Source organism: Pseudomonas fluorescens group sp. PF-1 (assembly GCF_054481335.1).
Window position 1 is genome coordinate 2,222,609 of the sequence record NZ_JBTMNG010000002.1, and the last position, 23,161, is coordinate 2,245,769.

At 59.8% G+C, this 23,161-nt stretch carries 22 protein-coding genes; 17 read left to right on the forward strand and 5 right to left on the reverse strand.

What is annotated here, in order from left to right; genetic code table 11:
• Positions 1-42 precede the first annotated feature (42 nt).
• From ACX3YD_RS25045 to fabF, 6 genes are all read left to right on the forward strand, one after another.
• Entirely contained in the window at positions 43-1,014 is a 972-nt protein-coding gene (locus ACX3YD_RS25045) for a UDP-glucose 4-epimerase family protein (RefSeq protein ID WP_458961303.1), read from the forward strand.
• Complete coding sequence (locus tag ACX3YD_RS25050; protein ID WP_458961304.1) at positions 1,011-2,039, forward strand: MraY family glycosyltransferase; 1,029 nt, start codon at positions 1,011-1,013, stop codon at positions 2,037-2,039. The genes ACX3YD_RS25045 and ACX3YD_RS25050 overlap by 4 nt, the downstream gene beginning before the upstream one ends.
• Positions 2,040-2,146: 107 nt before the next feature.
• Positions 2,147-4,141, forward strand: a complete 1,995-nt coding sequence (locus tag ACX3YD_RS25055; protein ID WP_458962082.1) for a polysaccharide biosynthesis protein — start codon at positions 2,147-2,149, stop codon at positions 4,139-4,141.
• A gap of 111 nt (positions 4,142-4,252) precedes the next feature.
• Positions 4,253-4,588: a ComEA family DNA-binding protein gene (locus ACX3YD_RS25060; RefSeq protein WP_458961305.1), complete on the forward strand. Its 336-nt coding sequence runs from the start codon at positions 4,253-4,255 to the stop codon at positions 4,586-4,588.
• Positions 4,589-4,787: 199 nt separating this feature from the next.
• Positions 4,788-5,582 carry an SDR family NAD(P)-dependent oxidoreductase gene (locus tag ACX3YD_RS25065; RefSeq protein WP_458961306.1) on the forward strand — a complete coding sequence of 265 codons (795 nt, stop codon included), beginning with the start codon at positions 4,788-4,790 and terminating at the stop codon, positions 5,580-5,582.
• 32 nt (positions 5,583-5,614) lie between these two features.
• Positions 5,615-6,889, forward strand: a complete 1,275-nt coding sequence (fabF, locus tag ACX3YD_RS25070; RefSeq protein WP_090468024.1) for a beta-ketoacyl-ACP synthase II — start codon at positions 5,615-5,617, stop codon at positions 6,887-6,889.
• On the opposite strand, the gene ACX3YD_RS25075 is transcribed toward fabF, so the two are convergent.
• Entirely contained in the window at positions 6,886-7,443 is a 558-nt protein-coding gene (locus ACX3YD_RS25075) for a TetR/AcrR family transcriptional regulator (RefSeq protein WP_458961307.1), read from the reverse strand. The two genes, fabF and ACX3YD_RS25075, sit on opposite strands and share 4 nt — an antisense overlap.
• 175 nt (positions 7,444-7,618) lie before the next feature.
• Between ACX3YD_RS25075 and ACX3YD_RS25080 the strand changes: the two genes are divergently transcribed.
• The gene (locus tag ACX3YD_RS25080) at positions 7,619-8,272 is read left to right on the forward strand and encodes a GntR family transcriptional regulator (RefSeq protein WP_458961308.1); all 654 of its coding nucleotides are present in this window, start codon (positions 7,619-7,621) and stop codon (positions 8,270-8,272) included.
• A 15-nt stretch (positions 8,273-8,287) separates the two neighbouring features.
• Positions 8,288-9,139, forward strand: coding sequence for an urea carboxylase-associated family protein (locus tag ACX3YD_RS25085; RefSeq protein ID WP_103405299.1), 852 nt, complete (start codon positions 8,288-8,290; stop codon positions 9,137-9,139).
• A 118-nt stretch (positions 9,140-9,257) separates the two neighbouring features.
• Here ACX3YD_RS25085 and ACX3YD_RS25090 read toward each other — a convergent pair whose 3' ends face one another.
• On the reverse strand, positions 9,258-9,425 hold the full coding sequence (locus ACX3YD_RS25090; RefSeq protein ID WP_103405300.1) for a DUF2897 family protein: 168 nt from the start codon (positions 9,423-9,425) through the stop codon (positions 9,258-9,260).
• A gap of 124 nt (positions 9,426-9,549) precedes the next feature.
• Positions 9,550-10,914: an ethanolamine permease gene (gene eat, locus ACX3YD_RS25095; RefSeq protein WP_458961309.1), complete on the reverse strand. Its 1,365-nt coding sequence runs from the start codon at positions 10,912-10,914 to the stop codon at positions 9,550-9,552.
• A gap of 346 nt (positions 10,915-11,260) precedes the next feature.
• Between eat and kdpF the strand changes: the two genes are divergently transcribed.
• The 6 genes from kdpF (at position 11,261) to ACX3YD_RS25125 (ending at position 19,357) form a co-directional block, all read left to right on the forward strand.
• Positions 11,261-11,350, forward strand: coding sequence for a K(+)-transporting ATPase subunit F (gene kdpF / locus ACX3YD_RS25100; RefSeq protein ID WP_007899818.1), 90 nt, complete (start codon positions 11,261-11,263; stop codon positions 11,348-11,350).
• An 8-nt stretch (positions 11,351-11,358) separates the two neighbouring features.
• Complete coding sequence (gene kdpA, locus ACX3YD_RS25105; RefSeq protein ID WP_103405302.1) at positions 11,359-13,053, forward strand: potassium-transporting ATPase subunit KdpA; 1,695 nt, start codon at positions 11,359-11,361, stop codon at positions 13,051-13,053.
• A 10-nt stretch (positions 13,054-13,063) separates the two neighbouring features.
• On the forward strand, positions 13,064-15,121 hold the full coding sequence (gene kdpB, locus ACX3YD_RS25110; protein ID WP_103405303.1) for a potassium-transporting ATPase subunit KdpB: 2,058 nt from the start codon (positions 13,064-13,066) through the stop codon (positions 15,119-15,121).
• A gap of 144 nt (positions 15,122-15,265) precedes the next feature.
• A complete protein-coding gene (gene kdpC / locus ACX3YD_RS25115; RefSeq protein ID WP_454837920.1) occupies positions 15,266-15,811 on the forward strand; it encodes a potassium-transporting ATPase subunit KdpC in 546 nt (181 codons plus the stop codon).
• A gap of 131 nt (positions 15,812-15,942) precedes the next feature.
• Positions 15,943-18,594: a DUF4118 domain-containing protein gene (locus ACX3YD_RS25120; RefSeq protein ID WP_458961310.1), complete on the forward strand. Its 2,652-nt coding sequence runs from the start codon at positions 15,943-15,945 to the stop codon at positions 18,592-18,594.
• 49 nt (positions 18,595-18,643) lie between these two features.
• A complete protein-coding gene (locus ACX3YD_RS25125) occupies positions 18,644-19,357 on the forward strand; it encodes a response regulator (protein ID WP_454838391.1) in 714 nt (237 codons plus the stop codon).
• A gap of 125 nt (positions 19,358-19,482) precedes the next feature.
• Here ACX3YD_RS25125 and ACX3YD_RS25130 read toward each other — a convergent pair whose 3' ends face one another.
• On the reverse strand, positions 19,483-20,523 hold the full coding sequence (locus tag ACX3YD_RS25130) for a patatin-like phospholipase family protein (protein ID WP_103405306.1): 1,041 nt from the start codon (positions 20,521-20,523) through the stop codon (positions 19,483-19,485).
• 221 nt (positions 20,524-20,744) lie between these two features.
• Between ACX3YD_RS25130 and ACX3YD_RS25135 the strand changes: the two genes are divergently transcribed.
• From ACX3YD_RS25135 to ACX3YD_RS25145, 3 genes are all read left to right on the forward strand, one after another.
• Positions 20,745-21,023: a hypothetical protein gene (locus ACX3YD_RS25135; protein ID WP_034150181.1), complete on the forward strand. Its 279-nt coding sequence runs from the start codon at positions 20,745-20,747 to the stop codon at positions 21,021-21,023.
• Positions 21,024-21,069: 46 nt separating this feature from the next.
• Entirely contained in the window at positions 21,070-21,837 is a 768-nt protein-coding gene (locus tag ACX3YD_RS25140) for a CHAD domain-containing protein (protein ID WP_458961311.1), read from the forward strand.
• 118 nt (positions 21,838-21,955) lie between these two features.
• The gene (locus tag ACX3YD_RS25145; protein ID WP_458961312.1) at positions 21,956-22,753 is read left to right on the forward strand and encodes an acyl-CoA thioesterase; all 798 of its coding nucleotides are present in this window, start codon (positions 21,956-21,958) and stop codon (positions 22,751-22,753) included.
• Here ACX3YD_RS25145 and ACX3YD_RS25150 read toward each other — a convergent pair whose 3' ends face one another.
• Positions 22,754-23,119, reverse strand: a complete 366-nt coding sequence (locus ACX3YD_RS25150; protein WP_090468043.1) for a terminase — start codon at positions 23,117-23,119, stop codon at positions 22,754-22,756. It abuts the gene before it with no gap.
• Positions 23,120-23,161 lie beyond the last annotated feature (42 nt).

Here is a 23,161-nt window from a genome sequence, read left to right on the forward strand (position 1 = left end):
GTGCTCGGGCATTGACGTTGTTTTGTATTCCAAGGGCCAAGCATGAGATCTAAAGCATTTCTGGTGACGGGTGGGAGTGGTTTTCTGGGGCGGGTGCTGATTGAGCGGTTGGCGCGCTACCCCGATTGCTCCGTAGTCGCGCCGCTGCGTGATCAATCTATAACGCTGGCGACGGGCGTGCGTTCGCTGCCCATGAGCGATCTTAATGGCACAAACGATTGGCAGACGGCCCTGACGGGCATAGATGTAGTCGTGCATACGGCTGCCCGCGTTCATGTCATGAACGATTTGGCTCACGACCCGTTGGCTGCATTTCGGCAAGTCAATGTCGAGGCGACTTTGAATTTGGCACGTCAGGCTGCGGCGTGCGGAGTCAAACGCTTTATTTTCATCAGCTCAATCAAAGTCAATGGTGAAGGTACTGATCTTGGTGCCCCATACCATGCTGATGATTTGCCAGCACCCATCGACCCTTACGGGATCTCCAAGCTTGAAGCCGAGCAGGGATTGTCAGCGCTCGCTGCCGCCACGGGGATGGAGGTAGTGATCATCCGCCCAGTGTTGGTCTACGGCCCAGGCGTCAAGGCCAACTTTCTCAGCATGATGCGGTGGCTTTATCGTGGCGTTCCGTTACCCTTCGGCGCAGTTCAAAATCGACGAAGCCTCGTTGCTCTGGACAATCTGGTTGACTTGATCGTGACCTGTTCTGATCATCCGGCCGCCGCCAACCAGGTATTTCTGGCAAGCGATGGTGAAGACGTTTCAACCACTGAACTGTTGCGTAAACTGGCGGCATCTTTGGGGAAACCAGCCAGGTTACTGCCTGTGCCAGCGGGACTGATGAGCGGTGTAGCAACAATGTTGGGGCAGCGAGCGTTGGCCGACCGCATTCTTGGCTCTTTGCAAGTCGACATCAGCAAGAACCGACAACTATTGGGCTGGACACCTCCGGTCACTCTTGAACAAGCGTTGGCCCTGACAGCGCAACATTTTCTGGATTCCCGTAAATCATGAGTTATGGCTGGTTTATCCCCGTCATTGTCGCTGTGTCTTTTTCCCTGACTTGGGCTCTGCGCCGTTACGCATTGTCGCGAAGCCTCATGGATATACCCAATGCTCGTAGCTCTCACTCGGTCCCCACGCCCAGGGGGGGAGGCGTGGCGATAGTCCTGGCATTTACATTGGCACTGTTCATGCTTTTGTTTGCAGGATTGATGGCTTCTCCGGTGTTTGCGGCCATGGCCGGCGCCGGCTCCGTGATTGCGATTATCGGATTTATGGATGACCACGGGCACATCGCTGCGCGTTGGCGTTTATTGGGGCATTTCACCGCTTCGATCTGGTTGTTGTCCTGGATGGGGGGCTTGCCTGCTGTTGAGCTCTTCGGGCACACATTTGATCTGGGATGGCTGGGTAATGTGCTGGCGGCGTTTTACCTGGTGTGGCTGCTCAACTTGTATAACTTCATGGATGGTATTGACGGTATCGCCAGCGTCGAAGCGATTTGCGTCTGCCTGGGGGCATGCCTTCTGTATTGGGTTGCTGAGGATCTGGATTTGATCTGGGCGCCGTTGTTGTTGGCTGCTGCGGTGGCGGGCTTCCTTTTTTGGAATTTTCCCCCAGCCAAAATATTCATGGGCGATGCCGGAAGCGGTTTTCTCGGAATTGTGCTTGGAGCACTTTCAATTCAGGCTGCGTGGGCCTCTGCCGATATGCTGTGGGGCTGGCTAATCCTGCTGGGCGTGTTCATTGTCGATGCTACGTTCACCTTGTTCCGACGTTTGCTCAGGGGGGACAAGGTCTATGAAGCGCACCGCAGTCATGCCTACCAATATGCCTCTCGTCGGTTTGGCAGCCATTTGAAGGTTACAAGCGTCGTCGCATTGATCAATTTGCTTTGGCTGTTGCCTATCGCATTGGGCGTTGTGCGATTCGGCCTCGATTCAAGTTTGGGTTTGATTCTGGCCTATGCTCCCTTAGTCGCGCTGGCTATCAGATTCCGCGCGGGTGAGATTGAAGCACCATCGGTGAGAAACTGAGTAACCGTTCTGTCATTTAGGTTTAAAAGTGGATCAGAAGCGCTTATAAGGTTCCACTACCGTGATGAGGCAGTTGTAGGGAGAAAACTGAGGTGTTTGAAGAGTTTATGGACAAGATCAGGGCTCGCTTATTAGGGCTTCCGAGGCGTCGTAAGCGACTGATTCAGGTGGTCACAGACATTGTTCTGGTCTGGGCGGCTCTGTGGTTGGCGTTCATCGTACGTCTGGGTGTCGATGATATGTACAACCCGTTCAGAGTCCATTTCTGGCTGTTCGTTTGCGCGCCTATTGTTGCGATCCCTCTATTCATTCGTTTCGGCATGTACCGTGCTGTCATGCGTTATTTCGGCAATGACGCCCTTGTTGCCATCATCAAAGCCGTCAGCTTGTCTTCGCTCATTCTGGCGCTCGTTGTCTATTGGTACAGTAATCACGAAGCCGTAGTACCGCGCTCTATCGTCTTCAATTACTGGTGGCTCAGCCTTGTCATCATTGGAGGCCTGCGGCTGTGCATGCGCCAGTACTTCATGGGTGACTGGTTCAATGGCGCTGCCCATGTACCCTTTTCCAATCGTGATGACGGCCTCACCAAGGTTGCAATCTACGGTGCAGGCGTGGCCGGGAATCAGTTGGTGGCGGCCCTTCGTATGGGGCGAGTGATGCGTCCGGTGGCATTCATCGATGATGACCCCAGCATCGCTGATCGTTCGATTGCCGGCCTCCAAGTCTACAAACCCAAACACATCCAACAAATGATCGATGAAACCGGCGCGCAGGAAATCCTCCTGGCCCTGCCATCATCGACCCGTGCACGCCGCAGGGAAATCCTCACGCTGTTGGAGCGTTTTCCTCTGCACATCCGCAGTGTTCCAAACTTCACCGACCTGGCCAGCGGCCGGGTTAAGGTCGAAGACATACAGGAAGTGGATATCGCGGACTTGTTGGGACGCGATTCGGTGCCGGCGCAACCGGACTTGCTCGAACGCTGCATCAAAGGCAAGACCGTGATGGTGACGGGCGCCGGTGGGTCGATCGGTGCGGAGCTCTGTCGCCAGATCTTTGCACTCGGGCCGACCACGCTTATTTTGTTCGATCACAGTGAGTTCAATCTCTACAGCATTTTGTCGGAGCTCGAGACTCGCGGTTGTCGGGAGTCTGTCGGCGTTCGATTGTTGCCGATCCTCGGCTCCATCCGCCACCAACACAAACTCCTGGATGTCATGAAGACCTGGAGCGTGGACACGGTCTACCACGCAGCGGCTTACAAGCATGTGCCCATGGTTGAGCACAATATCGCTGAAGGTGTGCTGAACAATGTCATTGGCACGCTTAACACTGCTCAGGCAGCTTTGCAGTCGGGTGTTTCGAACTTTGTGTTGATCTCCACCGATAAGGCGGTTCGTCCCACGAACGTGATGGGCAGCACCAAGCGTCTTGCCGAATTGACGCTGCAGGCCTTGAGTCGCGAGATCGCCCCTGTGCTGTTCGGTGACAAAGCCAATGTGTCCCGAGTCAACAAGACCCGCTTCACGATGGTCCGTTTCGGCAACGTGCTGGGTTCGTCCGGTTCGGTCATTCCGCTGTTTCACCGTCAGATAAAGTCAGGCGGACCGTTGACGGTCACTCACCCAAAAATCACCCGCTATTTCATGACCATTCCCGAAGCTGCACAACTGGTGATCCAGGCGGGTTCCATGGGGCAGGGTGGTGATGTGTTCGTGCTCGATATGGGCGAACCGGTGAAGATCGTCGAACTGGCGGAAAAAATGATTCATCTCTCCGGTTTGAGCGTGCGTTCTGAAAAGAACCTTCAGGGCGACATCTCTATCGAGTTTACGGGCTTGCGTCCCGGTGAGAAGCTGTATGAAGAGCTGCTTATTGGTGACAACGTATCGGCAACGCCGCATCCGATGATCATGAGCGCCAGCGAGGATCATTTGCCATGGGACGTACTCAAGGGGCGTTTGACCGAGTTGCTGGATGCCGTGGAGCTGGATGATTACTCCCGTGTGCGCCAACTCTTGCGTGAAACTGTCAGCGGTTATAGCCCCGACGGTGAAATAGTTGACTGGATCTACCAAGAGCGTCGCCTCGAACCCTGATTGTTTCACATCCTGCAATGGACACATTTTTGACAGGCTCCAGACATCACCTAAGTTTGGGAGACAGCTTCGGAAAGCTGTTTTCTCAATTGATGTCATGGAGCGTCATTTATGCGTACTGGCTACTTCAACTCCCTGGTTTTTGCCCTTCTGACCACTGCCTCTATCGCTGCTACTGCGGCTCCCGCTGCGAAGCCGGAGAGCAATAATGCCCCCATGGTGATGGAGGTTTCTCCAGCTGCACAATCGGGCAGAATCAATCTAAATGCTGCCGATGCTTCTACATTGCAAAAGGAACTCTCCGGAATTGGCGAGGCGAAGGCTCAGGCGATCGTTGCGTACCGTGATATCAATGGGCCGTTTGCTTCGGTGGACGAGTTGCTCGAAGTGAAAGGAATTGGCAAGGCAATTCTGGATCGTAATCGCGATAAGCTGGAAGTGAACTAAGCTAAACATTCAACGCCAAGGGGGCCGGTCATTGACCGGCCTTTTTGCGCTCTGGCGTTCGCAAAGCTGCGCCTTCCGTCCGCCGCCTAAAAATTACGACTATCATATGGCGTTTAAATTATGCATATAATAAATACCCGTCCAGGCGCGTTGAGGTTAATGCGCTGACCTTTTCTCAAGCATTTCCAGGAGCACAGTCATGACTTCCACCCAATCCCAAGGTACGGCCCTCGTCACCGGCGCTTCCTCCGGTATCGGGGCGGTTTACGCACAGCGTCTGGCGGCGCGTGGTTTTGATTTGTTGTTGGTTGCTCGCGATCTGCAGCGGCTGGAAGAAGCAGCGAGCCAGTTACGCGCCGAGCATGGGGTTCAGGTCGAAGTGTTGAAGGCCGATCTGACGCAAAAGGAGGATGTGCTGAAACTCGAGCAGCGTCTGCGCAGCGATTCGAGTATCAATCTGTTGCTGAATAACGCCGGTGTTGCGGCGGACGGTTTGCTGGCCAATGCCGATACCGATCAGTTGGAGCGATTGATCCAGCTGAATGTCACTACCGTCACGCGCTTGGCATCGGCAGCGGCCGCCAGTTTTGCCAAGGCGGGTCGGGGCACGATCATTAATATTGCCTCGGTCGTGGCTTTGTTTCCCGAGCGTTTCAACGCGACCTACAGCGCCAGCAAGGCCTACGTGTTGAGCCTGACCCAGTCATTGAATGCCGAACTCGACGGCACCGGGGTTAAGGTCCAGGCTGTGATGCCGGGCGTCACACGCACCGAGATCTGGGAGCGTTCCGGTATCGATGCGACCCAGATTCCCGCTGATATGGTCATGGAAGCAGGAGAGATGGTCGATGCTGCGCTGTCGGGCCTGGATCAAGGTGAGTTGATCACCATCCCTTCCTTGCCGAATCTCTCTGAGTGGGAGTCGTATGTAGCGGCGCGTCATGCGATGGCGCCAAATCTGTCCAGAAGCCAGGCCGCCGCGCGTTATAAATGAAGCGCCACTAATCGGCATGAGGTATTTGCGTAATGAGTAATCGTCGAGTGGTTGTAACGGGCATGGGCCTGGTGTCCCCGCTGGGTAGCGGGGTCGAAGCTGTCTGGTCGCGCCTGTTGGCGGGACGCTCCGGATTGCGGAAATTGCCCGATGAGGTGGTTGCCGATTTGCCTGCCAAGGTCGGCGCTGCGGTGCCCACGCTGGCGGAGGATGCCGAGGCCGGTTTTGATCCGGATCGGGCAACCGCGCCCAAAGAGCAGAAAAAAATGGATCGCTTCATTTTGTTCGCCATGGAGGCGGCGCGGCAGGCGATTGAACAGGCCGGTTGGCAAGCGCAAACCGCTACTGCCCAGGAGCGCACGGCAACCATCATCGGTTCCGGCATCGGTGGTTTCGGTGCGATAGCTGATGCGGTGCGCACCACTGACACTCGTGGCCCGCGACGTTTGTCACCGTTCACTATCCCGTCGTTTCTGGTCAATCTGGCAGCGGGACATGTATCAATTCAACACGGTTTCAAAGGGCCGTTGGGGGCGCCCGTGACGGCCTGTGCTGCCGGGGTTCAAGCGATCGGCGATGCGGCGCGCCTGATTCGTTGTGGTGAGGCCGACATCGCTGTGTGTGGTGGAGCAGAGGCGGCGATCGATCGGGTCAGTCTCGCCGGTTTTGCAGCTGCTCGGGCCTTGTCCAGCGGTTACAACGACACCCCGGAGCGTGCCTCACGGCCGTTCGACAGTGGGCGCGATGGTTTTGTCATGGGCGAGGGCGCCGGCCTGCTGGTGATCGAGTCTCTGGAACACGCCTTGGCGCGGGGCGCTCAACCCTTGGCGGAGTTGGTCGGTTACGGCACCAGTGCAGACGCCTATCACCTGACTGCGGGGCCTGAGGATGGCAACGGCGCGCGCCGCGCCATGTCGCTGGCATTGGCGCAGGCCGGTATTGCGCCAGAGCAGGTCCAGCACTTGAATGCCCACGCGACCTCGACGCCGGTTGGCGATTTGGGGGAATTGGCGGCGATCAAGGCATTGTTTGGAACGGATAACAAAATTGCCGTGACATCGACCAAGTCGGCGATCGGGCATTTGCTCGGCGCAGCAGGCGGAGTCGAGGCGATTTTCACGCTGCTGGCGATCCGTGATCAGATCGTACCGGCGACTCTGAATTTCGAAAATCCTGACCCCGCTGCCGATGGCGTGGACATCGTCCATGGTCAGGCTCGGCCGATGGCTATCGAATATGCGCTGTCCAACGGTTTCGGGTTTGGTGGGGTCAATGCCAGCGTGTTGTTCAAGCGCTGGGAAGGTTAGCCTTGTGATTGTTTAAGTGACGCGCGGGTTACGTCGAGAATCTGCCGGGCCAGCTCGGGATTCTCGACACAGCGCGAAAGCAGCAACGCCCCGACCAGCGTGGACATGATGACAATGCTGCGTTTTTCCGTATCGTCGCCTTCAAGGGTTTTCTGGATTTGTCGAAGTCGCGCATTGAGCACCGCATCTGAAGTCGGACTCGGCTGCCCGCGCATGCCGAGCTCCGATGACATCGTGGGCAATGGGCAGCCTTCTTCGGGGCAAGTCTGGTGCCATTGCGACAGGTAGGCATCGATGAAGGCGTCCAGCGGTCGATCCTGAGCGAACAGCTCTGCACAAACGATATCAGCCTCATCCCCTGCCGCCTGTAAGGCCTTTTCCACCAATTCATCCTTGGACTTGAAGTGCGAGTAGAAGCCACCGTGAGTCAAGCCCAGCGCTTTCATCAGAGGTTGCAGGCCGGTTGCGCCGATGCCGTCACGGCGAAAGCGCGCTGAAGCTTCCTTGATGATGCGTTGGTGGGTCTGGGCTTTATGGTCCTGCGAATAACGCATCTGATATCTCCACATCAATGCGCCATATTAACCCTTGAAAATTGCATGGTGACTGTACTTCTATTTCTAAAAAACATGCAGATGCGACTAACCGATCGTGTTGCATTGCACCTGATGGCACGAATAGTGATTACCTGTTGGCTGACGATTGTTGAACAATCCTGAGGCAATGAGTATGAACAGCGGACTGTCACTGGCTGACCACATCACATTGGAGTTGCGCGCCGACATCATCGGTGGACGCTTGCTGCCTGGCATGGCGCTGGTGGAAAACGACCTGGTCTCTGCCTATAACGCTTCGCGTAACACCATCCGTGAAGCCTTGCATCGTCTTGGTCAGGATGGCTTGACCCGCTATGTGCGCAACAAAGGCGTCATGGTGCGCAAGTTGGGCAGTGATGATGTGCGGGACCTGTTCAAGGTCCGGCGCACGCTGGAACTGCAAGCCATCAGTGCCAGTCACCCCCTGCGTGACGATCAGTCCGACCGGATGCTCCAAGCCCTGGAAGCCACAGAGTTGGCGCGGGAGCGCGAGGACTGGCGCGCCGTCGGCACCCACAGTCTGCAATTTCATCAACACATTGTCGGGTTGCTGCGCAGCGCGCTGTTCGATGAGTTCTTTACTAATGTCGTGGCTCAATTGCGCCTGGTGTTTTGCACCGCGCCCGATGAGTCGCGTTTTCAGGCGCCATGGCTGGCCCGCGACCGGCAGATCCATGAACTTCTGGTCGAAGGCAACAAGCGTGCGGCCGAGGAGGCCATGGGCCTGTATCTCGACGATTCCGAACACCAGCTGTTGCAAATGCTTGCGCCTTCTTCCCATCACTGATCGAGGATTCGTGCCATGTACAAAGACTATCCGGCGGCCTATCAAGTCAGCAAAGGCTCCGCCTTGCAGGTGGATAAAGCCTTTTATGAGCGGGTGCGTGATGTGAAGGAGGGACGCACGCTGATCGAGTCCTTCGAAGTACCGATTCGCACCGGCCGCGCCTGGAAAGTCCCGGCCGGCCATGTGTTTCGCGTGACGACACCGGTCGGGCCGCAAGTGGGTGATTTCAACGTCTGGAATGCCAACGACCCGCGCGAGCGCTTGTGGGCGTCGCGCACCCGGCAGCTACAAGGCGCACACGTCAGCACCCATGACCGGCTCTGGTCGAACCTGCCGTTTTTGCGACCGCTGGTGACCATCACCGACGACAGCCTGGCTGACTATGGCATCGACGAACATGGCGGTCGACTGCACGATTTGCTCGGCACCCGCTGCGATCCCTATGTGAACAAAATGCTCACCGGCGAAGATTTTCACCACCACTGCCACTCCAACCTGACCCGCGCCGTGCTGCCCCACGGCCTGACCGAGTTCGACGTGCACGATGTGTTGAATATTTTCCAGTGCACGGGGCTGAACCACGACGACATGTACTTTATGAAAGCGTGTCCGGCCAAGAAGGGCGATTACCTGGAATTTTTCGCCGAAATCGACCTGCTGTGTGCACTGTCGACCTGTCCAGGCGGAGACTTGTCGTTGGCCATGTGGGGGCCTGACGCGCAGGATCCGCTCAGCGTTTGTCGTCCGTTGGGCGTGGAGATCTATCGGTTGGAGGAATCGTTGCTGGAGGGGTGGAGCCAGCCTGAGCGTGCAGCATACAAAGGCATGCACGGCTTGCACATCGCCAAGGCTGAGTGGGAAAAGTAGAAACGTCGTGGAGAGCTTCTGTGGCGAGGGAGCTTGCTCCCGCTGGGGCGCGAAGCCGCCCCTCGCCACACTGGGTTGCGTACACAAAACAAAGCCGTCAGTCACAGCGTTTTTTTGTTCAGCGGTCCTGCGCATCCTTGGCGTCCGCTTGCGCATTACGCTCGGCTACGCGTCGACGTTGCTCATCGGTCAGATCGACCTTGTTGGCGGTGTCACGCAGCATCATCAAACCGCCAACGATGGAGCCGATGGCTATTACCAGAATCAACCAGGCATACCAGGGCATAGGACTCTCCTTGAAGGCAGGCCGGTTGGCGAGGTTCGACAACCGCGCGTGCATACCACTTTGAGCGAATGACTTTCGCAGTGGTTCCATTCTATGCCTGATAGGTCAGCTGCACTGTGATTGTTTAAAGCCCGGTCAACATCGCATCCGCCGGCGCATCGGCACGTAACTGCCCGGTGAGCATGAAGTACACGAACCCCAGCGCCATGAATGCGAGGAAGATCAGCCCGATCAACATGTTGAACCACGCCATCGCCACCAGGCAAACCACGGCGAGCACCAAGGCAATGAACGGCACCAGTGGGTAGCAGGGCGCGCGGAAAGTGCGCTCCAGGTTCGGCTCGGTTTTGCGCAGTTTGAACAGGCTGAGCATGCTCATGATGTACATCACGATGGCGCCGAACACGGCCATGGTGATCATCGCCGCCGTCAGGGTCATGCCGCCAAGGTTGATCAGGCCATCGCTATAGATCGCTGCAATGCCGATCACGCCGCCGGCAATGATCGCCCGGTGCGGTGTCTGGAAACGCGACAGTTTGGCCAGGGAGGCGGGTAGGTAACCGGCCCGGGCCAGTGCGAAAAATTGCCGAGAATAGCCGAGGATAATCCCGTGGAAACTCGCCACCAGCCCGAACAGGCCGATCCACACCAGCATGTGCAGCCAGCCCGAGCTCTCGCCGACCACGGTTTTCATTGCCTGCGGCAGCGGGTCGTTGATGTTCGACAGGGTGCGCCAGTCGCCGACGCCACCGGCGAAGAACATCACCCCCATCGCCAGTAACACCAAGGTCAGGATCCCGCTGATGTAGGCCTTGGGAATCGTCCGTTTCGGGTCCTTGGCCTCTTCGGCGGCCATGGCCGCACCTTCGATGGCCAGGAAGAACCAGATGGCGAAAGGAATCGCCGCGAACATCCCGGCAATCGCCGGTGCGCCGAATACATCGGAACCGGCCCAGCCATTGAGGGCGAAGTTGCTGAAGCTGAACGCCGGCGCGACCACACCCATGAACACCAGCAGTTCGGCAACCGCCAGCACACAGACCACCAGTTCGAAGGTCGCCGCGAGTTTCACTCCGAGGATGTTCAGGCCCATGAAGACGATGTACGCGCCGACCGCAGCGTGTTTCGGGTCGAGGGCGGGAAATTGCACGTTGAGGTAGGCGCCGATGGCCAGGGCGATGGCCGGCGGGGCGAAGACGAACTCGATCAGCGTCGCCAGCCCGGCGATCAATCCGCCTTTCTCGCCAAAGGCTCGGCGACTGTAGGCAAACGGACCACCGGCATGGGGAATCGCCGTGGTCAACTCGGTGAAGCTGAAAATGAAGCAGGTGTACATGGTGGCGACCATGAATGAGGTCACCAGAAAGCCCAATGTCCCGGCCACGCCCCAGCCATAACTCCAGCCGAAGTATTCACCGGAAATGACCAGCCCGACCGCAATGCCCCACAAGTGCAGGGTGCCCAGCGTGGGTTTGAGTTGTGTGTTCATGCGTTTGCTCCCTCAACGGATTGGACAGCTCGGGGGAGGGGTGTGCAGTGGGCGTGCCATTTCGTGATTTGCCGTCGTAAAGCGATGAAAGCTGTCGTATCGGGGATGTTCGGCTCTGTATGCCGGTATTTTTTGCTCCAGATGAGAGCGTCGTCGTCAGCCATGCCGCCATCGCGGGCAAGCTTGCTCACGATAAGGCCCGACAGACCACTGCTGTAACAAAGCCATAAACCCACTCTTTACACTTTCTTTATGCCCCGCCGCACCCCTCGATCTCGCTCCTTTACAGCCTCCCTGTCGACAATGACTCCACACGCGGCAATGCGCCGTAACACGGAGAATTTCCATGAGCGTTCTGGACGGGGTGTCACTGCTGCTGGCAGTGGGGCTGTTCATTTATCTGTTGGTTGCGCTGTTGCGCGCGGACCGGAACTAGGAGCGGCTATGCACAGTTATGACTATTGGCTGATCCTGGCGTTTTTTGCCTTGGTATTGGTCCCGGCGCCTTTTCTCGGGCGCTTCTACTACAAGGTCATGGAAGGTCAGCGCACTTGGTTGACGCCGATCCTCGGCCCGGTCGAGCGTGGCTGTTATCGGTTGGCGGGGGTCGATCCGCAGGCCGAACAGAGCTGGCAGAAGTACGCACTGGCCTTGCTCGCGTTCAACCTCGCAGGCTTCTTGCTGCTGTTCTCGATCCTGGTGTTCCAGGACCATTTGCCGCTCAACCCGCAAAACCTGCCGGGTCAGGAGTGGACGCTGGCATTCAACACCGCCGTCAGCTTCATGACCAATACCAACTGGCAGTCCTACAGCGGCGAAGCGTCGTTGAGCTACCTGAGTCAGATGGTCGGCCTCACCGTGCAGAACTTCGTCAGCGCCGCCACCGGCCTGGCCGTGCTGGTTGCGCTGTGCCGTGGCATTGGCCGCAAGTCGACCAAAAGCCTCGGCAACTTCTGGGTCGACATGACCCGCGCTACCCTCTACGGCTTGTTGCCGCTGTGCCTGCTGCTGGCGCTGTACCTGGTCTGGCAGGGTGTGCCGCAAACCTTCGCGCAGTATGTGAATGCCGTGACCCTGCAAGGCGTCGATCAGGTGATCCCGCTCGGTCCTGCTGCCAGCCAGATTGCGATCAAGCAATTGGGTACCAACGGCGGTGGCTTCTTCGGCGTCAACTCGGCGCATCCGTTCGAGAACCCGACGGCGTGGAGCAACCTGTTCGAAGTCAGCTCGATCATCCTGATCCCGGTGGCGCTGGTGTTTACCTTCGGCCACTACGTGAAAGACCTGCGTCAGAGCCGCGCGATCATCGCCTGCATGTTGGCGCTGTTCCTGATCGGCGGCGCCACCTCGCTGTGGGCTGAATACCAACCGAACCCGACCCTGAACAACGTCGCGGTCGAACAGACCGCACCGCTGGAAGGCAAGGAGGCGCGCTTCGGCACCACCGCCACTGTGCTGTGGTCGGTGACCACCACTGCCGCCTCCAACGGCTCGGTCAACGGCATGCACGACAGCCTTAACCCGCTGAGTGGCATGGTCGCGCTGGTCAACATGATGGTCGGCGAAGTGATCTTCGGCGGGGTGGGTGCCGGGCTCTACGGCATGTTGCTCAACGTGTTGATCGCGGTGTTCCTGGCGGGCCTGATGATCGGTCGCACCCCGGAATACCTCGGCAAAAAACTGCAGGCCAGGGAAGTGCAATTGCTGGTGGTGACCCTGCTGGTGATGCCGGTGGGCGTACTGGTGCTCGGCGCGATTGCCGCCAGCCTGCCAGGTCCGGTGGCAGCCGTAAGCAACCCCGGTGCCCACGGTTTCAGTCAGTTGCTTTACGCCTACACCTCGGCCAGCGCCAACAACGGTTCCGCGTTCGGTGGCTTTAGCGCCAACACGCCCTTTCACAACCTGATGCTGGGCCTGGGCATGTTGATCGGTCGCTTCGGCTACATCCTCCCGGTACTGGCCCTGGCCGGCAGCCTGGCGATGAAGAAAACCGCACCGATCGGCCAGAACAGCTTCCCGACCCACGGCCCGCTGTTCGTGACCCTGCTGACCGTGACCATTTTGCTGGTGGGTGGTTTGACCTTCCTGCCGACTTTGGCGTTGGGCCCGATTGCCGAACATCTGAGCATGGGCTTCTAAGGAGTCAATGATGAATATGCCCGTAAGCAAACCCGTCGCCGCGAAAGCGCCGGAACAACCGAAAACCGCGATCTCGGCCCTCTGGCGCCCGGCGCTGGTGCAAGCCTTCGTCAAGCTCGACCCACGCCAGTTGCAGCGTGCGCCCGTGATGCTGGTGGTCGAACTGACGGCGATCCTGACCACCGTGCTGTGCTTCATTCCAGACACGGCGGTGCCGACCTTCGTCGCCGCACAAATTGCCCTGTGGCTGTGGTTCACCGTACTGTTCGCCAACTTCGCCGAGGCCTTGGCAGAGGGGCGCGGCAAGGCGCGCGCCGACAGTCTCAAGGCTGGCAGTGAAGGCCTCAGCGCTCGCCGTAAAACCAGCAATGGCACCTTTCAAGTGGTGCCGGCCACCAGCCTGCGCAAGGGCGATGTGGTGCGCGTCGAAGCGGGGGAGATGATCCCCGGTGACGGCGAGGTGATCGAAGGCATCGCCGCGGTCAACGAGGCGGCGATTACCGGTGAGTCCGCACCGGTGATCCGTGAGTCCGGCGGCGACCGCTCGGCCGTCACCGGCAACACACGGCTGGTGTCCGACTGGTTGCTGGTGAAGATCACCGCCAACCCGGGCGAATCGACCCTGGACCGCATGATCGCGCTGGTCGAAGGTGCCAAACGCCAGAAAACCCCGAACGAAGTGGCCCTCGACATTCTGCTGATCGGCCTGACCCTGATCTTCCTGCTGGTGGTCGTCACCCTGCAGCCGTTCGCCCACTTCGCCAACGGCAGCCTGCCGCTGGTGTTCCTGGTGGCGTTATTGGTCACGCTGATTCCGACCACCATCGGCGGTCTGTTGTCGGCCATTGGTATTGCCGGGATGGATCGCCTGGTGCGTCTGAACGTGATTGCCAAGTCCGGTCGCGCCGTGGAAGCGGCGGGGGACGTGCACGTCCTGTTGCTGGACAAGACCGGCACCATCACCTTCGGTAACCGTCGTTGCACGGCGGTGTACGCCGCCCCGGGCGTCAGCTCGAAAGAGCTGGCCGAAGGTGCGTTGTTCGCCTCGCTGGCCGATGACACCGCCGAAGGCAAATCCATCGTCGAATACCTGCGTGCCCTGCATCCACAACCCGAACCGAGGGCTGAGTTGCTCACCGGCGTGCCGTTCAGCGCCGAAACGCGCCTGTCGGGTGTCGACTATCAAGGTCGCGTGTACCGCAAGGGGGCGGTGGATTCGCTGCTCGCGTTCGTTGGTCAGAAACGCGCCGAGCTGGCCCCGGCCCTGTCGCGGGAAATCGACAAGATCGCCCAGAGCGGCGGCACCCCATTGCTGGTCTGTGCCGACGGCAAACTGCTCGGTGCGATCCACCTCAAGGACGTGGTCAAGCCCGGCATCCGCGAGCGTTTCGCCGAGCTGCGCAAGCTGGGGATTCGCACGGTCATGGTGACCGGCGACAACCCGCTGACCGCTGCGGCAATTGCCGCCGAAGCGGGGGTGGATGATGTGCTGGCCGAAGCCACGCCGGAGAAAAAACTGGCGCGCATTCGTCATGAGCAGAACGACGGTCGATTGGTTGCGATGTGCGGCGACGGCGCCAACGACGCCCCGGCCCTGGCCCAGGCGGATGTCGGCATGGCGATGAACGACGGCACGCAAGCCGCCCGTGAAGCGGCGAACATGGTCGACCTCGATAGCGATCCGACCAAGCTGCTGGACGTGGTGCAGATCGGTAAGGAATTGCTGGTGACCCGTGGTGCGCTGACGACTTTCTCCATCGCCAACGATGTGGCCAAGTACTTCGCGATTTTGCCGGCGCTGTTTGCCGCGATCTACCCGCAACTGGGCGTGTTGAACGTGATGCACCTGAGCAGCCCGCAGAGCGCGATTCTCTCGGCGATCGTGTTCAACGCCTTGATCATCGTGGTGCTGATTCCGCTGGCGTTGCGCGGTGTACGAGTCCAGGCGGCCAGTGCCGCGGCATTGTTGCGACGCAATCTGCTGATCTACGGGCTGGGCGGGATTCTGGTGCCGTTCGTGGGCATCAAGGCGATCGACATGCTGTTGACGGCGTTGCATCTGGTTTGATCTGACACCCCCCACTGTAGGAGCGAGCCCGCTCGCGATGGTGGTCAACGATAACGCGCCCTTTCTGACAAAGCGCGGCGCCTTCAGATCCATCGCGAGCAAGCTCGCTCCTACAGGTTTTCCTGCGAATTCGAGGATTTTGAAATGTCCACAATGATACGTCCGGCCTTGAGCCTGTTGGTTTTGATGACCCTGATCACCGGCGTGGCTTACCCCTTGGTGGTCACAGGCGTGGCCCAGGTTGCATTCCCGGATCAGGCCAATGGCAGCCTGGTCCGCGATGCCGAGGGCAAGGTCCGGGGCTCTGCGCTGATCGCCCAGGATTTCGTCGGTGACGCCTGGTTCCACCCACGGCCATCGGCCGGTGCATTTGCCACCGTGTCGAGCAGCGCCAGCAACCTGTCGCCGAGCAACCCGGCGCTGGCCACTCGGGTGATCGACGATGCCAATAAACTGCTCGTACCCGGTCAGGGGCCGGTGCCGTTGGCGCTGATTACCACCTCCGGCAGTGGTCTCGATCCACACTTGCCACCGGCGGCGATTGCCTATCAACTGGCGCGTGTCGCGGCAGCGCGCAACGTACCGGTGTCTACGCTTGAACAATTGATGAATGCGCACATCGTGCAACCGTTGGTTGGGCCGCCGGTGGTGAATGTGCTGGCGTTGAATCTGGCGTTGGAAAAACTGTAGATCGGTGGCGGCGTCAATCGCTAGCAGGCTAGCTCCCACAGGAAGTCAGCAATCCCCTGTGGGAGCTAGCCTGCTAGCGATGGCAGCTGAACAATCACCACATCAACACCTGAAAAAAGAGAGCTTCAAACATGAGCGACTCCGGCCGCGCCGACGCGCTGTTAGCAGACCTGCCCCGGGATGGCCGTGGCCGACTCAAGGTTTTCCTCGGTGCAGCACCCGGTGTCGGCAAGACCTACGCCATGTTGCAAGCTGCGCACACCCAACTGCGCCAGGGCGTGAAAGTCATTGCCGGCGTCGTCGAAACCCATGGTCGCGCCGAAACCGAAGCGTTGCTCGGCGGCTTGCCGCAACAACCGCTGGTGCGCTCGGAGTACCGGGGCGTAATGCTCGAAGAGATGGACCTCGACGGTCTGCTCGCGGCCAAACCGAAGCTGGTGCTGGTCGACGAACTGGCCCACAGCAACGCCCCCGGCAGTCGCCACGCTAAACGCTGGCAGGACATTCAGGAATTGCTCGCCGCCGGCATCGACGTGTTCACCACGGTCAACGTCCAGCACCTGGAAAGCCTCAACGATCAGGTCCGTGGCATTACCGGCGTGCAGGTTCGCGAGACCTTGCCGGATTGGGTGCTGCAAGAGGCCTACGAACTACTGTTGATCGACCTGCCGCCACGGGAACTGCTCGAGCGTCTGCGCGACGGCAAGGTCTACGTGCCGGAGCAGGCGCGCGCCGCCATCGACGCATTTTTCACCCAGACCAACCTCACTGCCCTGCGCGAACTGGCGATGCAAACCGCGGCGGCCCAGGTCGATAACGATCTGGCCCAGGGTTATCGCCAACTGGGTCAAGCCGCGCCGGCCGTACGGGGACGCCTGCTGGTGGGCGTTGACGGCGATGCCCAGGCCGAGCGCCTGGTGCGCCACGCCAGCCGCGTCGCCCAGCGACGGCATCTGCCCTGGAGCCTGGTGCACGTGGACAATGGCAGCGTGCGTGACGAACAGTCGCGACTGCGCCTGCAAAGCGCCCAGCAGCTGGCCGAGCGCCTGGGCGGCGAAGTGGTGCTGCTGCGTGCCGGCGAGGTGGCGAAAACCCTGATCCAGCACGCGGCCGAGCGCCGTGCCAGCCTGGTACTGGTCGGCCAGTCCCGGCCGAGACTGCGTCGGCGGTTGTTGGGTGGTGGTCTGGCGGCACGCTTGTTGCGCCATGCGCGAGGGTTGGAAATCAACGTCCTCGACAGTGACGAAGAAAAAAATCCGCCCCGACAATATCCGGCGCATGCGCTGGTCTGGTTCGACTATGCGCTCGCCGTCGTGGCAACGATTTTGGCCAGTGCCTTGGCGTGGGGCGTGGCCAGTGTCCTGCCATTGCCAAATATCTCGCTGGTGTTCCTCGCCGCCGTGTTGCTGGTGGCGGTTCGCAGCAGTCTCGGGCCGGCGCTGGCCTGTGCGGCGTTGTCGTTTCTGACCTATGACTTCCTGTTCATTCCGCCGAATTTTTCCTTCAGCATCCAGCGTGAAGAAGACGTGCTCACCTTGTTGTTCTTCCTGCTGATGGCGGCCCTCACGGGCAACCTCGCGGCGCGCCAGCGCCGACAGTTGCAGGCCTTGCGCGATACCCAGGAAGAAACCACCGAGTTGCTCGACCTGTCACGCAAACTCACCGCCGCCACTGACCGTCAGGCCGTGATCAGCGCCGCCGCCCAGCACCTCAACGGCTGGAGTGACCTGCAACTGTGCCTGCTCAATCGCGACGGACAAAGCGGCTGGAAGGTCGAAACCGGTGGGCCGCTGGAGTTTACCGAGGCCGAGCGTGCCGCCGCCGATTGGGCCTGGCAACACGATCAGCCGGCCGGTGCCGGCACCGGTACGCTGCCGTTTGGGCGCTGGTGGTGGTGGCCATTGTCGGTGGAGGATGGACCGCTGGCGCTGCTCGGCGTGTGCGCCAAGGAAGGCCAGACCTTGAGCGGCCAGCGTCGTCGTTTGTTGACCGCGTTGAGTCAACCGTTGGCCCAGGCTCTAGCTCGCGCGCAATTGGCCGATGATCTGGAAGCCGCACGCCTGCACGGCGAGACCGAACAACTGCGCAGCGCCTTGTTGGCCTCGGTGTCCCACGATTTACGCACGCCCCTGACTTCCATGCGCGGCAGCATCGACAGCTTGTTGGCCCTCGGTGAAGCGATCCCGCTGGAGGATCGCCGCGAATTACTCGAAGGCACCCGCGATGAAGCCGAGCGCCTCGACCGTTATATTCAAAATCTGCTGGACATGACCCGCCTCGGTCACGGTGCCTTGAAGCTGGCGCGGGACTGGGTGTCGCCGGCCGACATTGTCGGCAGTTCGCTCAATCGCCTGCGTGCGGTGCTGGCGCCGTTGCAGGTCAGTGTCGAGATACCGGCCGAGTTGCCGCTGCTGTATGTCCACGCCGCACTGATCGAACAGGCACTGATCAACGTGCTGGAAAATGCCGCGCGTTTTTCGCCGTCCCATGGGCGCCTGCAAGTGCGCGTCGGCGTGGCCGACAGAGAGCTGTTTTTCTCGGTAGGCGATGAAGGGCCGGGCATTCCCGAGGCTGAACGAGCGAAGATTTTTGACATGTTCTACACCGCCGCGCGCGGTGATCGCGGCGGGCAGGGCACGGGGCTGGGGTTGGCGATCTGTCAGGGCATGGTGGGCGCCCATGGCGGTCGTATCAGTGTCGCCGACGGCATCGAAGGGCGTGGCACCTGCATCACCTTGCACTTGCCGTTGCAGGAACAGCCTGCCTTTGAAAGTGAGCGCTGAAAGTGAAGCCTGATACTCTTTGGAACTTTCTATGCCGCGACCGGAAACCATGACCCAGACCGCGACCATTTTGGTCATCGACGATGAACCGCAGATCCGCAAATTCCTGCGTATCAGCCTCGCTTCCCAGGGCTACAAAGTGCTGGAGGCCGGCACTGGCACCGAAGGCCTGGCCCAGGCTGCGCTGAACAAGCCTGACCTGTTGGTGCTCGATCTCGGGCTGCCGGACATGGATGGCCAACAAGTGCTGCGCGAATTCCGCGAGTGGTCGACGGTGCCGGTGCTGGTGCTCTCGGTACGCGCCGGCGAAGGGCAGAAAGTCGAAGCGCTGGATGGCGGCGCCAACGACTACGTGACCAAACCGTTCGGCATTCAGGAGTTTCTGGCGCGGATACGTGCGTTGTTACGCCAGGCGCCAGTGGGCGAGGCTCAGCAAGCGGCGCTGACCTTCGGCCCGTTGACCGTGGACCTGGCCTATCGCCGGGTATTGCTCGAGGGCGCCGAAGTCGCGCTGACCCGTAAGGAGTACGCGGTGCTGGCGCAACTGGCGCGGCATCCGGGGCGGGTCATCACCCAGCAGCAATTGCTCAAGGACATTTGGGGACCGACCCACACCGATGACAGTCATTATTTGCGGATCGTGGTTGGGCATTTGCGGCAGAAGCTGGCGGACGATCCGACCCAGCCGCGTTTTATCGTGACCGAGGCGGGCGTGGGGTATCGGTTGTTGAGTGAGGGTGGTCTTCAGGCTGGTTCTGGCTGATCGGGCCCCATCGCGGGCAAGCCCGGCTCCCACAGGCTTGAGCTGAACACAACATTTGTGAAGGCCACTGAACTTGTGGGAGCTGGCTTGCCAGCGATGAGGCCATTGCGTCGACTCGAGAAATCTCAGGACTCGCGCTCGCTCTCATACCGATCCAGCGTATCCCGCGCAATCTCCCGTCCCAGCGCGATCAGCTCCGGCGCTTTGTAAAACTCGAAAAACCGGCACACCCGCTTCGGCACGTTGATCAGGATGTCCGGTGGATACCCGGCAATCTTGTACTGCGCCAGGGACGTCTGCATCACCTCGAAACTCTGGTTGATCAAATCCAGCAACGACGCTGGCCCGACGTTGTCGATGATGAATGAGCCGGTGGCTGACTTCGGTGCCCCGTCGCGTTCCGGCGCGGCTGCCGGTTGCTGGGCTTCGGGTTCGGCGGATTCGACCCAGGGGTTGATCTCGGCGGCTTCGGCCATCAACGCTTCTCTTTCCAGCAGCAATAATTGTTCGGCCTGCTTGCGCCGGAACGGCAGCTTCGAACCGAGGGAACTGATCAGGCTGTCGAAGCGGCTCCTGAACGCGGCGGGTCGCTGGATCACCGGCAGTTGGTAATGGCGCTGGTTGGTGGAGTTGAGGTTGACCGCGATGATCAAATCACAATGGCTCGACACCACTGGCACGATCGGCAGCGGGTTGAGAATGCCGCCATCCACCAGCATGCGATTGCCTTGCATCACCGGGGTAAACAGGCTGGGAATTGCCGCCGAAGCCCGCATGGCCTGGTGCAGGCAACCTTCCTGGAACCAGATTTCCTGCTGGTTGGTCAGGTCGGTGGCCACCGCCGTGTAGGGGATGCGCAGCTCTTCGATATTGATCTCGCCGACAATCTTGCGAATCCGTCCGAAGACCTTTTCTCCACGAATCGCCCCCAGGCGAAAACTGACGTCCACCAGACGCAATACGTCGAGGTAATCCAGGCTCTCGATCCAGTCGCGATACTCCTTGAGTTTGCCAGCGGCATAAATGCCACCCACCACCGCGCCCATGGAGCAACCGGCGACGCAGGCGATGTCGTAGCCACGCCGCTCGATCTCTTCAATAACGCCAATATGGGCATAGCCGCGGGCTCCACCTGAGCCCAGTACCAGTGCGACACGCTTCTTCATCAATCGCCCTCGTTTTGAATGGTTCAACAATGCACCCATCGAGGGGCGTGCTTCAATCGTTAAGGTCGCTCGATGGGTCAACGCGTCGTTATTTCGATACTCCATGGCGGCAGATGGTTATTCTTTCGAACGCTATAGTTTGCTGTGGCGATGGACGGCACTTTTCATGCCCCAGGCCGTCCTACCTGCACAATTGTTTACCTATCTTTGAGGTGTGAGTGATGAAAGCCTGGATTTGTGTGCCTTTGATTGCCCTGGCACTGGCCGGTTGCGCCGGAAAAACCGCATACCGCGATAGTTGTGGCAGCAACCTCGATGCGGCGTGGCATGAACTGGACCTGGCCAAAGCCGAAGGTTTCGCCGGGACGGTCAGTTACTCCAAGGCCTTGTCGCTGTTGACCGCGGCCAAGACCCAGCAGCAATTCGAAGGGTTCGAAGGTTGCACCAAAAAGGCCGAGAAGGCCCGGTTCTATATTCGTGAGTCACGGGCAGGGCGTTGAGGCATGATGTAAGTTCATTGGGGAAGTTCGATTCAAGGAGCAAGCGATGTCTGACTTGATTGATCGGTTGGTGGCGCAGGTTTTAGGGCTGGAGGTTCGTCTGCTGGCCTGTCAGGCTCGCTTGAGTGCCCGCACCGATCCGGAAGCGCTGCACGATCTGCGTACCACGGTGCGCCGCATGCGCAGCCTGTTACGTCCCTTGCGTGGCTTGCCCGGTGTCGAACAGCTGGAAGCGGCAGCGTCTGCGGTCGGCAGCCTGACCACCCCCTTGCGTGATCGCGAAGTGCTGGCGGCGTATTTGCTCCAGCACGGTCAACCCGGAGCGGCTCAGCGACGCATGGCGCAGATGGACGAAGCCTATCCCGCAGTGGCCGCAAGCCCTGAGCTCAACCAACTGCTGATAATTCTCGATGCCTTTCCGCGCTTCCTGCGGGCCGCCCAGCGTCAGGATCTACTCAAGGGCCTGCGCAAGCGTATCGTCAGGCGCCTGGCCAAGCAGTGGAAGAAACTCGACGAGGCGCTGCACGATCCTGCCCACGACCGCCATCGTTTGCGCCTGCTGATCAAGCGAGTGCGCTATGGCATCGAAGCTTACCCCGAGCTGGACCGTTTGCCGAAGGCGGCGTTGCCCAGGCTGAGATCGGCCCAGGCGGCACTGGGCGATTGGCATGATTGCTGGCAATGGCTGGTCAGGGCCGAGCAGGAGGCGGATTTGCATCCTTGTGTCGCGGTCTGGAAAACCACCATGGTCAAGGCAGAGCACCGTGCTGATCGTGTCCTGGACAAGTTCAGCAAGGCCTGCTTCAAATCCTGACTGTTTCCCGGCCCTCCTGCACGGCTTATCTGTCGTGCACTTTGGCGGTAATCATCACTGTGGCCGACGCGCCGGCTGGTTAAGATTCCCTGATCCTTTTCCTGCCCTTGAGGTTTGCATGCGTTTTTCCGATTTGCTTGACGTCGTTCGCCGCCAGCCCCAGGCGTTGTCGATTCCGGCTGAGTGGGCACAGGGGCGAGCCAGCTTCGGTGGTCTGGTGGCTGCCTTGCAATACGAAGCCATGCGCGCCAGGGTGCCAGCGGATCGGCAGGTGCGTTCGCTGGCGATCACTTTCGTAGGTCCGGTCGAACCGGAAGTGCCGGTCAGTTTCGAAGTCGATGTGTTGCGTGAAGGCAAAGCCGTCAGCCAGGTGCTGGGCCGGGCGATGCAGAAGGGGCAGGTGGTGACCTTGATCCAGGGCAGTTTCGGCGCCTCGCGGCCTTCGGAAGTGGCGGTGACGGCGCAACCGGCCCCGGAAATGAAACACTGGGATGACTGCCAGGAGCTGCCCTACGTCAAGGGCGTGACCCCGGAATTCATGCGGCATCTGGCGATGCGCTGGAGTGTCGGCGGGCTGCCGTTCACTGGCAACACATCCCGTGAGATGGGCGGCTGGGTGCGCTTGCGTGGCGATGTGAAGGAAGAGGCGGTCACGGAGTCGCACATCCTGGCACTGGTCGATGCCTGGCCGCCGGCGCTGATGCCGTTTCTGAAGAAGCCGGCGATGGGCAGCACCCTGACCTGGACCATCGAGTTCGTGCAGCCGTTGCTCGAACTGAGCACCCTGGACTGGTGCAAATACCTCGTCGAAACCGAACACGCCGCCGACGGCTATGGCCATGCTGCCGCGAACCTGTGGGATGCGCGGGGGCGGTTGATTGCCATGAGCCGGCAGACCGTGACGGTGTTCGCCTGATCAATGATGGCGGTGGCGCTCCCGCCAGGCGCGCCACCAGCCGCCGCTGAAGAAAAACCGTGGGAATGTCAGGAACTGCTCGACCAGCAGGCGCGAGACGGCATCCTTGCGATCACTGAACGGCTCGGACGCTTGCGCCTCCAGGCTGTGACCGTGACGTTGCAAGGCCAGCGCGGCCAACAGGCCGATCACGCCGATGGCGATGTTCACGAAGCTCAAGCCGAACACCCCGGTAACAATCAACAGGAACCCCAGGATGAACAGCGGTACGGCAATCAGGTGTAACACCAGATTGGTCGGATGCTGATGATTGTTCGGGTAGGCGCGCCATTGCCAGGCGGGAAGGTTGGGGTGACGTTTACCCATGATGTTTATCCTCGATCCATGTTGAACACATGAATAAAGGAT

Coding starts and splice junctions, on each gene's coding strand:
- kdpC (WP_454837920.1), top strand. CDS start 15,266: ATGTCCACAATGATACGTCCGGCCTTGAGCCTGTTGGTTTTGATGACC.
- fabF (WP_090468024.1), top strand. CDS start 5,615: ATGAGTAATCGTCGAGTGGTTGTAACGGGCATGGGCCTGGTGTCCCCG.
- ACX3YD_RS25090 (WP_103405300.1), bottom strand. CDS start 9,425: ATGCCCTGGTATGCCTGGTTGATTCTGGTAATAGCCATCGGCTCCATC.
- kdpB (WP_103405303.1), top strand. CDS start 13,064: ATGAATATGCCCGTAAGCAAACCCGTCGCCGCGAAAGCGCCGGAACAA.
- ACX3YD_RS25050 (WP_458961304.1), top strand. CDS start 1,011: ATGAGTTATGGCTGGTTTATCCCCGTCATTGTCGCTGTGTCTTTTTCC.
- eat (WP_458961309.1), bottom strand. CDS start 10,914: ATGAACACACAACTCAAACCCACGCTGGGCACCCTGCACTTGTGGGGC.
- ACX3YD_RS25075 (WP_458961307.1), bottom strand. CDS start 7,443: ATGCGTTATTCGCAGGACCATAAAGCCCAGACCCACCAACGCATCATC.
- ACX3YD_RS25045 (WP_458961303.1), top strand. CDS start 43: ATGAGATCTAAAGCATTTCTGGTGACGGGTGGGAGTGGTTTTCTGGGG.
- ACX3YD_RS25140 (WP_458961311.1), top strand. CDS start 21,070: ATGTCTGACTTGATTGATCGGTTGGTGGCGCAGGTTTTAGGGCTGGAG.
- ACX3YD_RS25120 (WP_458961310.1), top strand. CDS start 15,943: ATGAGCGACTCCGGCCGCGCCGACGCGCTGTTAGCAGACCTGCCCCGG.
- kdpF (WP_007899818.1), top strand. CDS start 11,261: ATGAGCGTTCTGGACGGGGTGTCACTGCTGCTGGCAGTGGGGCTGTTC.
- ACX3YD_RS25055 (WP_458962082.1), top strand. CDS start 2,147: ATGGACAAGATCAGGGCTCGCTTATTAGGGCTTCCGAGGCGTCGTAAG.
- ACX3YD_RS25125 (WP_454838391.1), top strand. CDS start 18,644: ATGACCCAGACCGCGACCATTTTGGTCATCGACGATGAACCGCAGATC.
- ACX3YD_RS25065 (WP_458961306.1), top strand. CDS start 4,788: ATGACTTCCACCCAATCCCAAGGTACGGCCCTCGTCACCGGCGCTTCC.
- ACX3YD_RS25150 (WP_090468043.1), bottom strand. CDS start 23,119: ATGGGTAAACGTCACCCCAACCTTCCCGCCTGGCAATGGCGCGCCTAC.
- ACX3YD_RS25060 (WP_458961305.1), top strand. CDS start 4,253: ATGCGTACTGGCTACTTCAACTCCCTGGTTTTTGCCCTTCTGACCACT.
- kdpA (WP_103405302.1), top strand. CDS start 11,359: ATGCACAGTTATGACTATTGGCTGATCCTGGCGTTTTTTGCCTTGGTA.
- ACX3YD_RS25080 (WP_458961308.1), top strand. CDS start 7,619: ATGAACAGCGGACTGTCACTGGCTGACCACATCACATTGGAGTTGCGC.
- ACX3YD_RS25145 (WP_458961312.1), top strand. CDS start 21,956: ATGCGTTTTTCCGATTTGCTTGACGTCGTTCGCCGCCAGCCCCAGGCG.
- ACX3YD_RS25130 (WP_103405306.1), bottom strand. CDS start 20,523: ATGAAGAAGCGTGTCGCACTGGTACTGGGCTCAGGTGGAGCCCGCGGC.
- ACX3YD_RS25135 (WP_034150181.1), top strand. CDS start 20,745: ATGAAAGCCTGGATTTGTGTGCCTTTGATTGCCCTGGCACTGGCCGGT.
- ACX3YD_RS25085 (WP_103405299.1), top strand. CDS start 8,288: ATGTACAAAGACTATCCGGCGGCCTATCAAGTCAGCAAAGGCTCCGCC.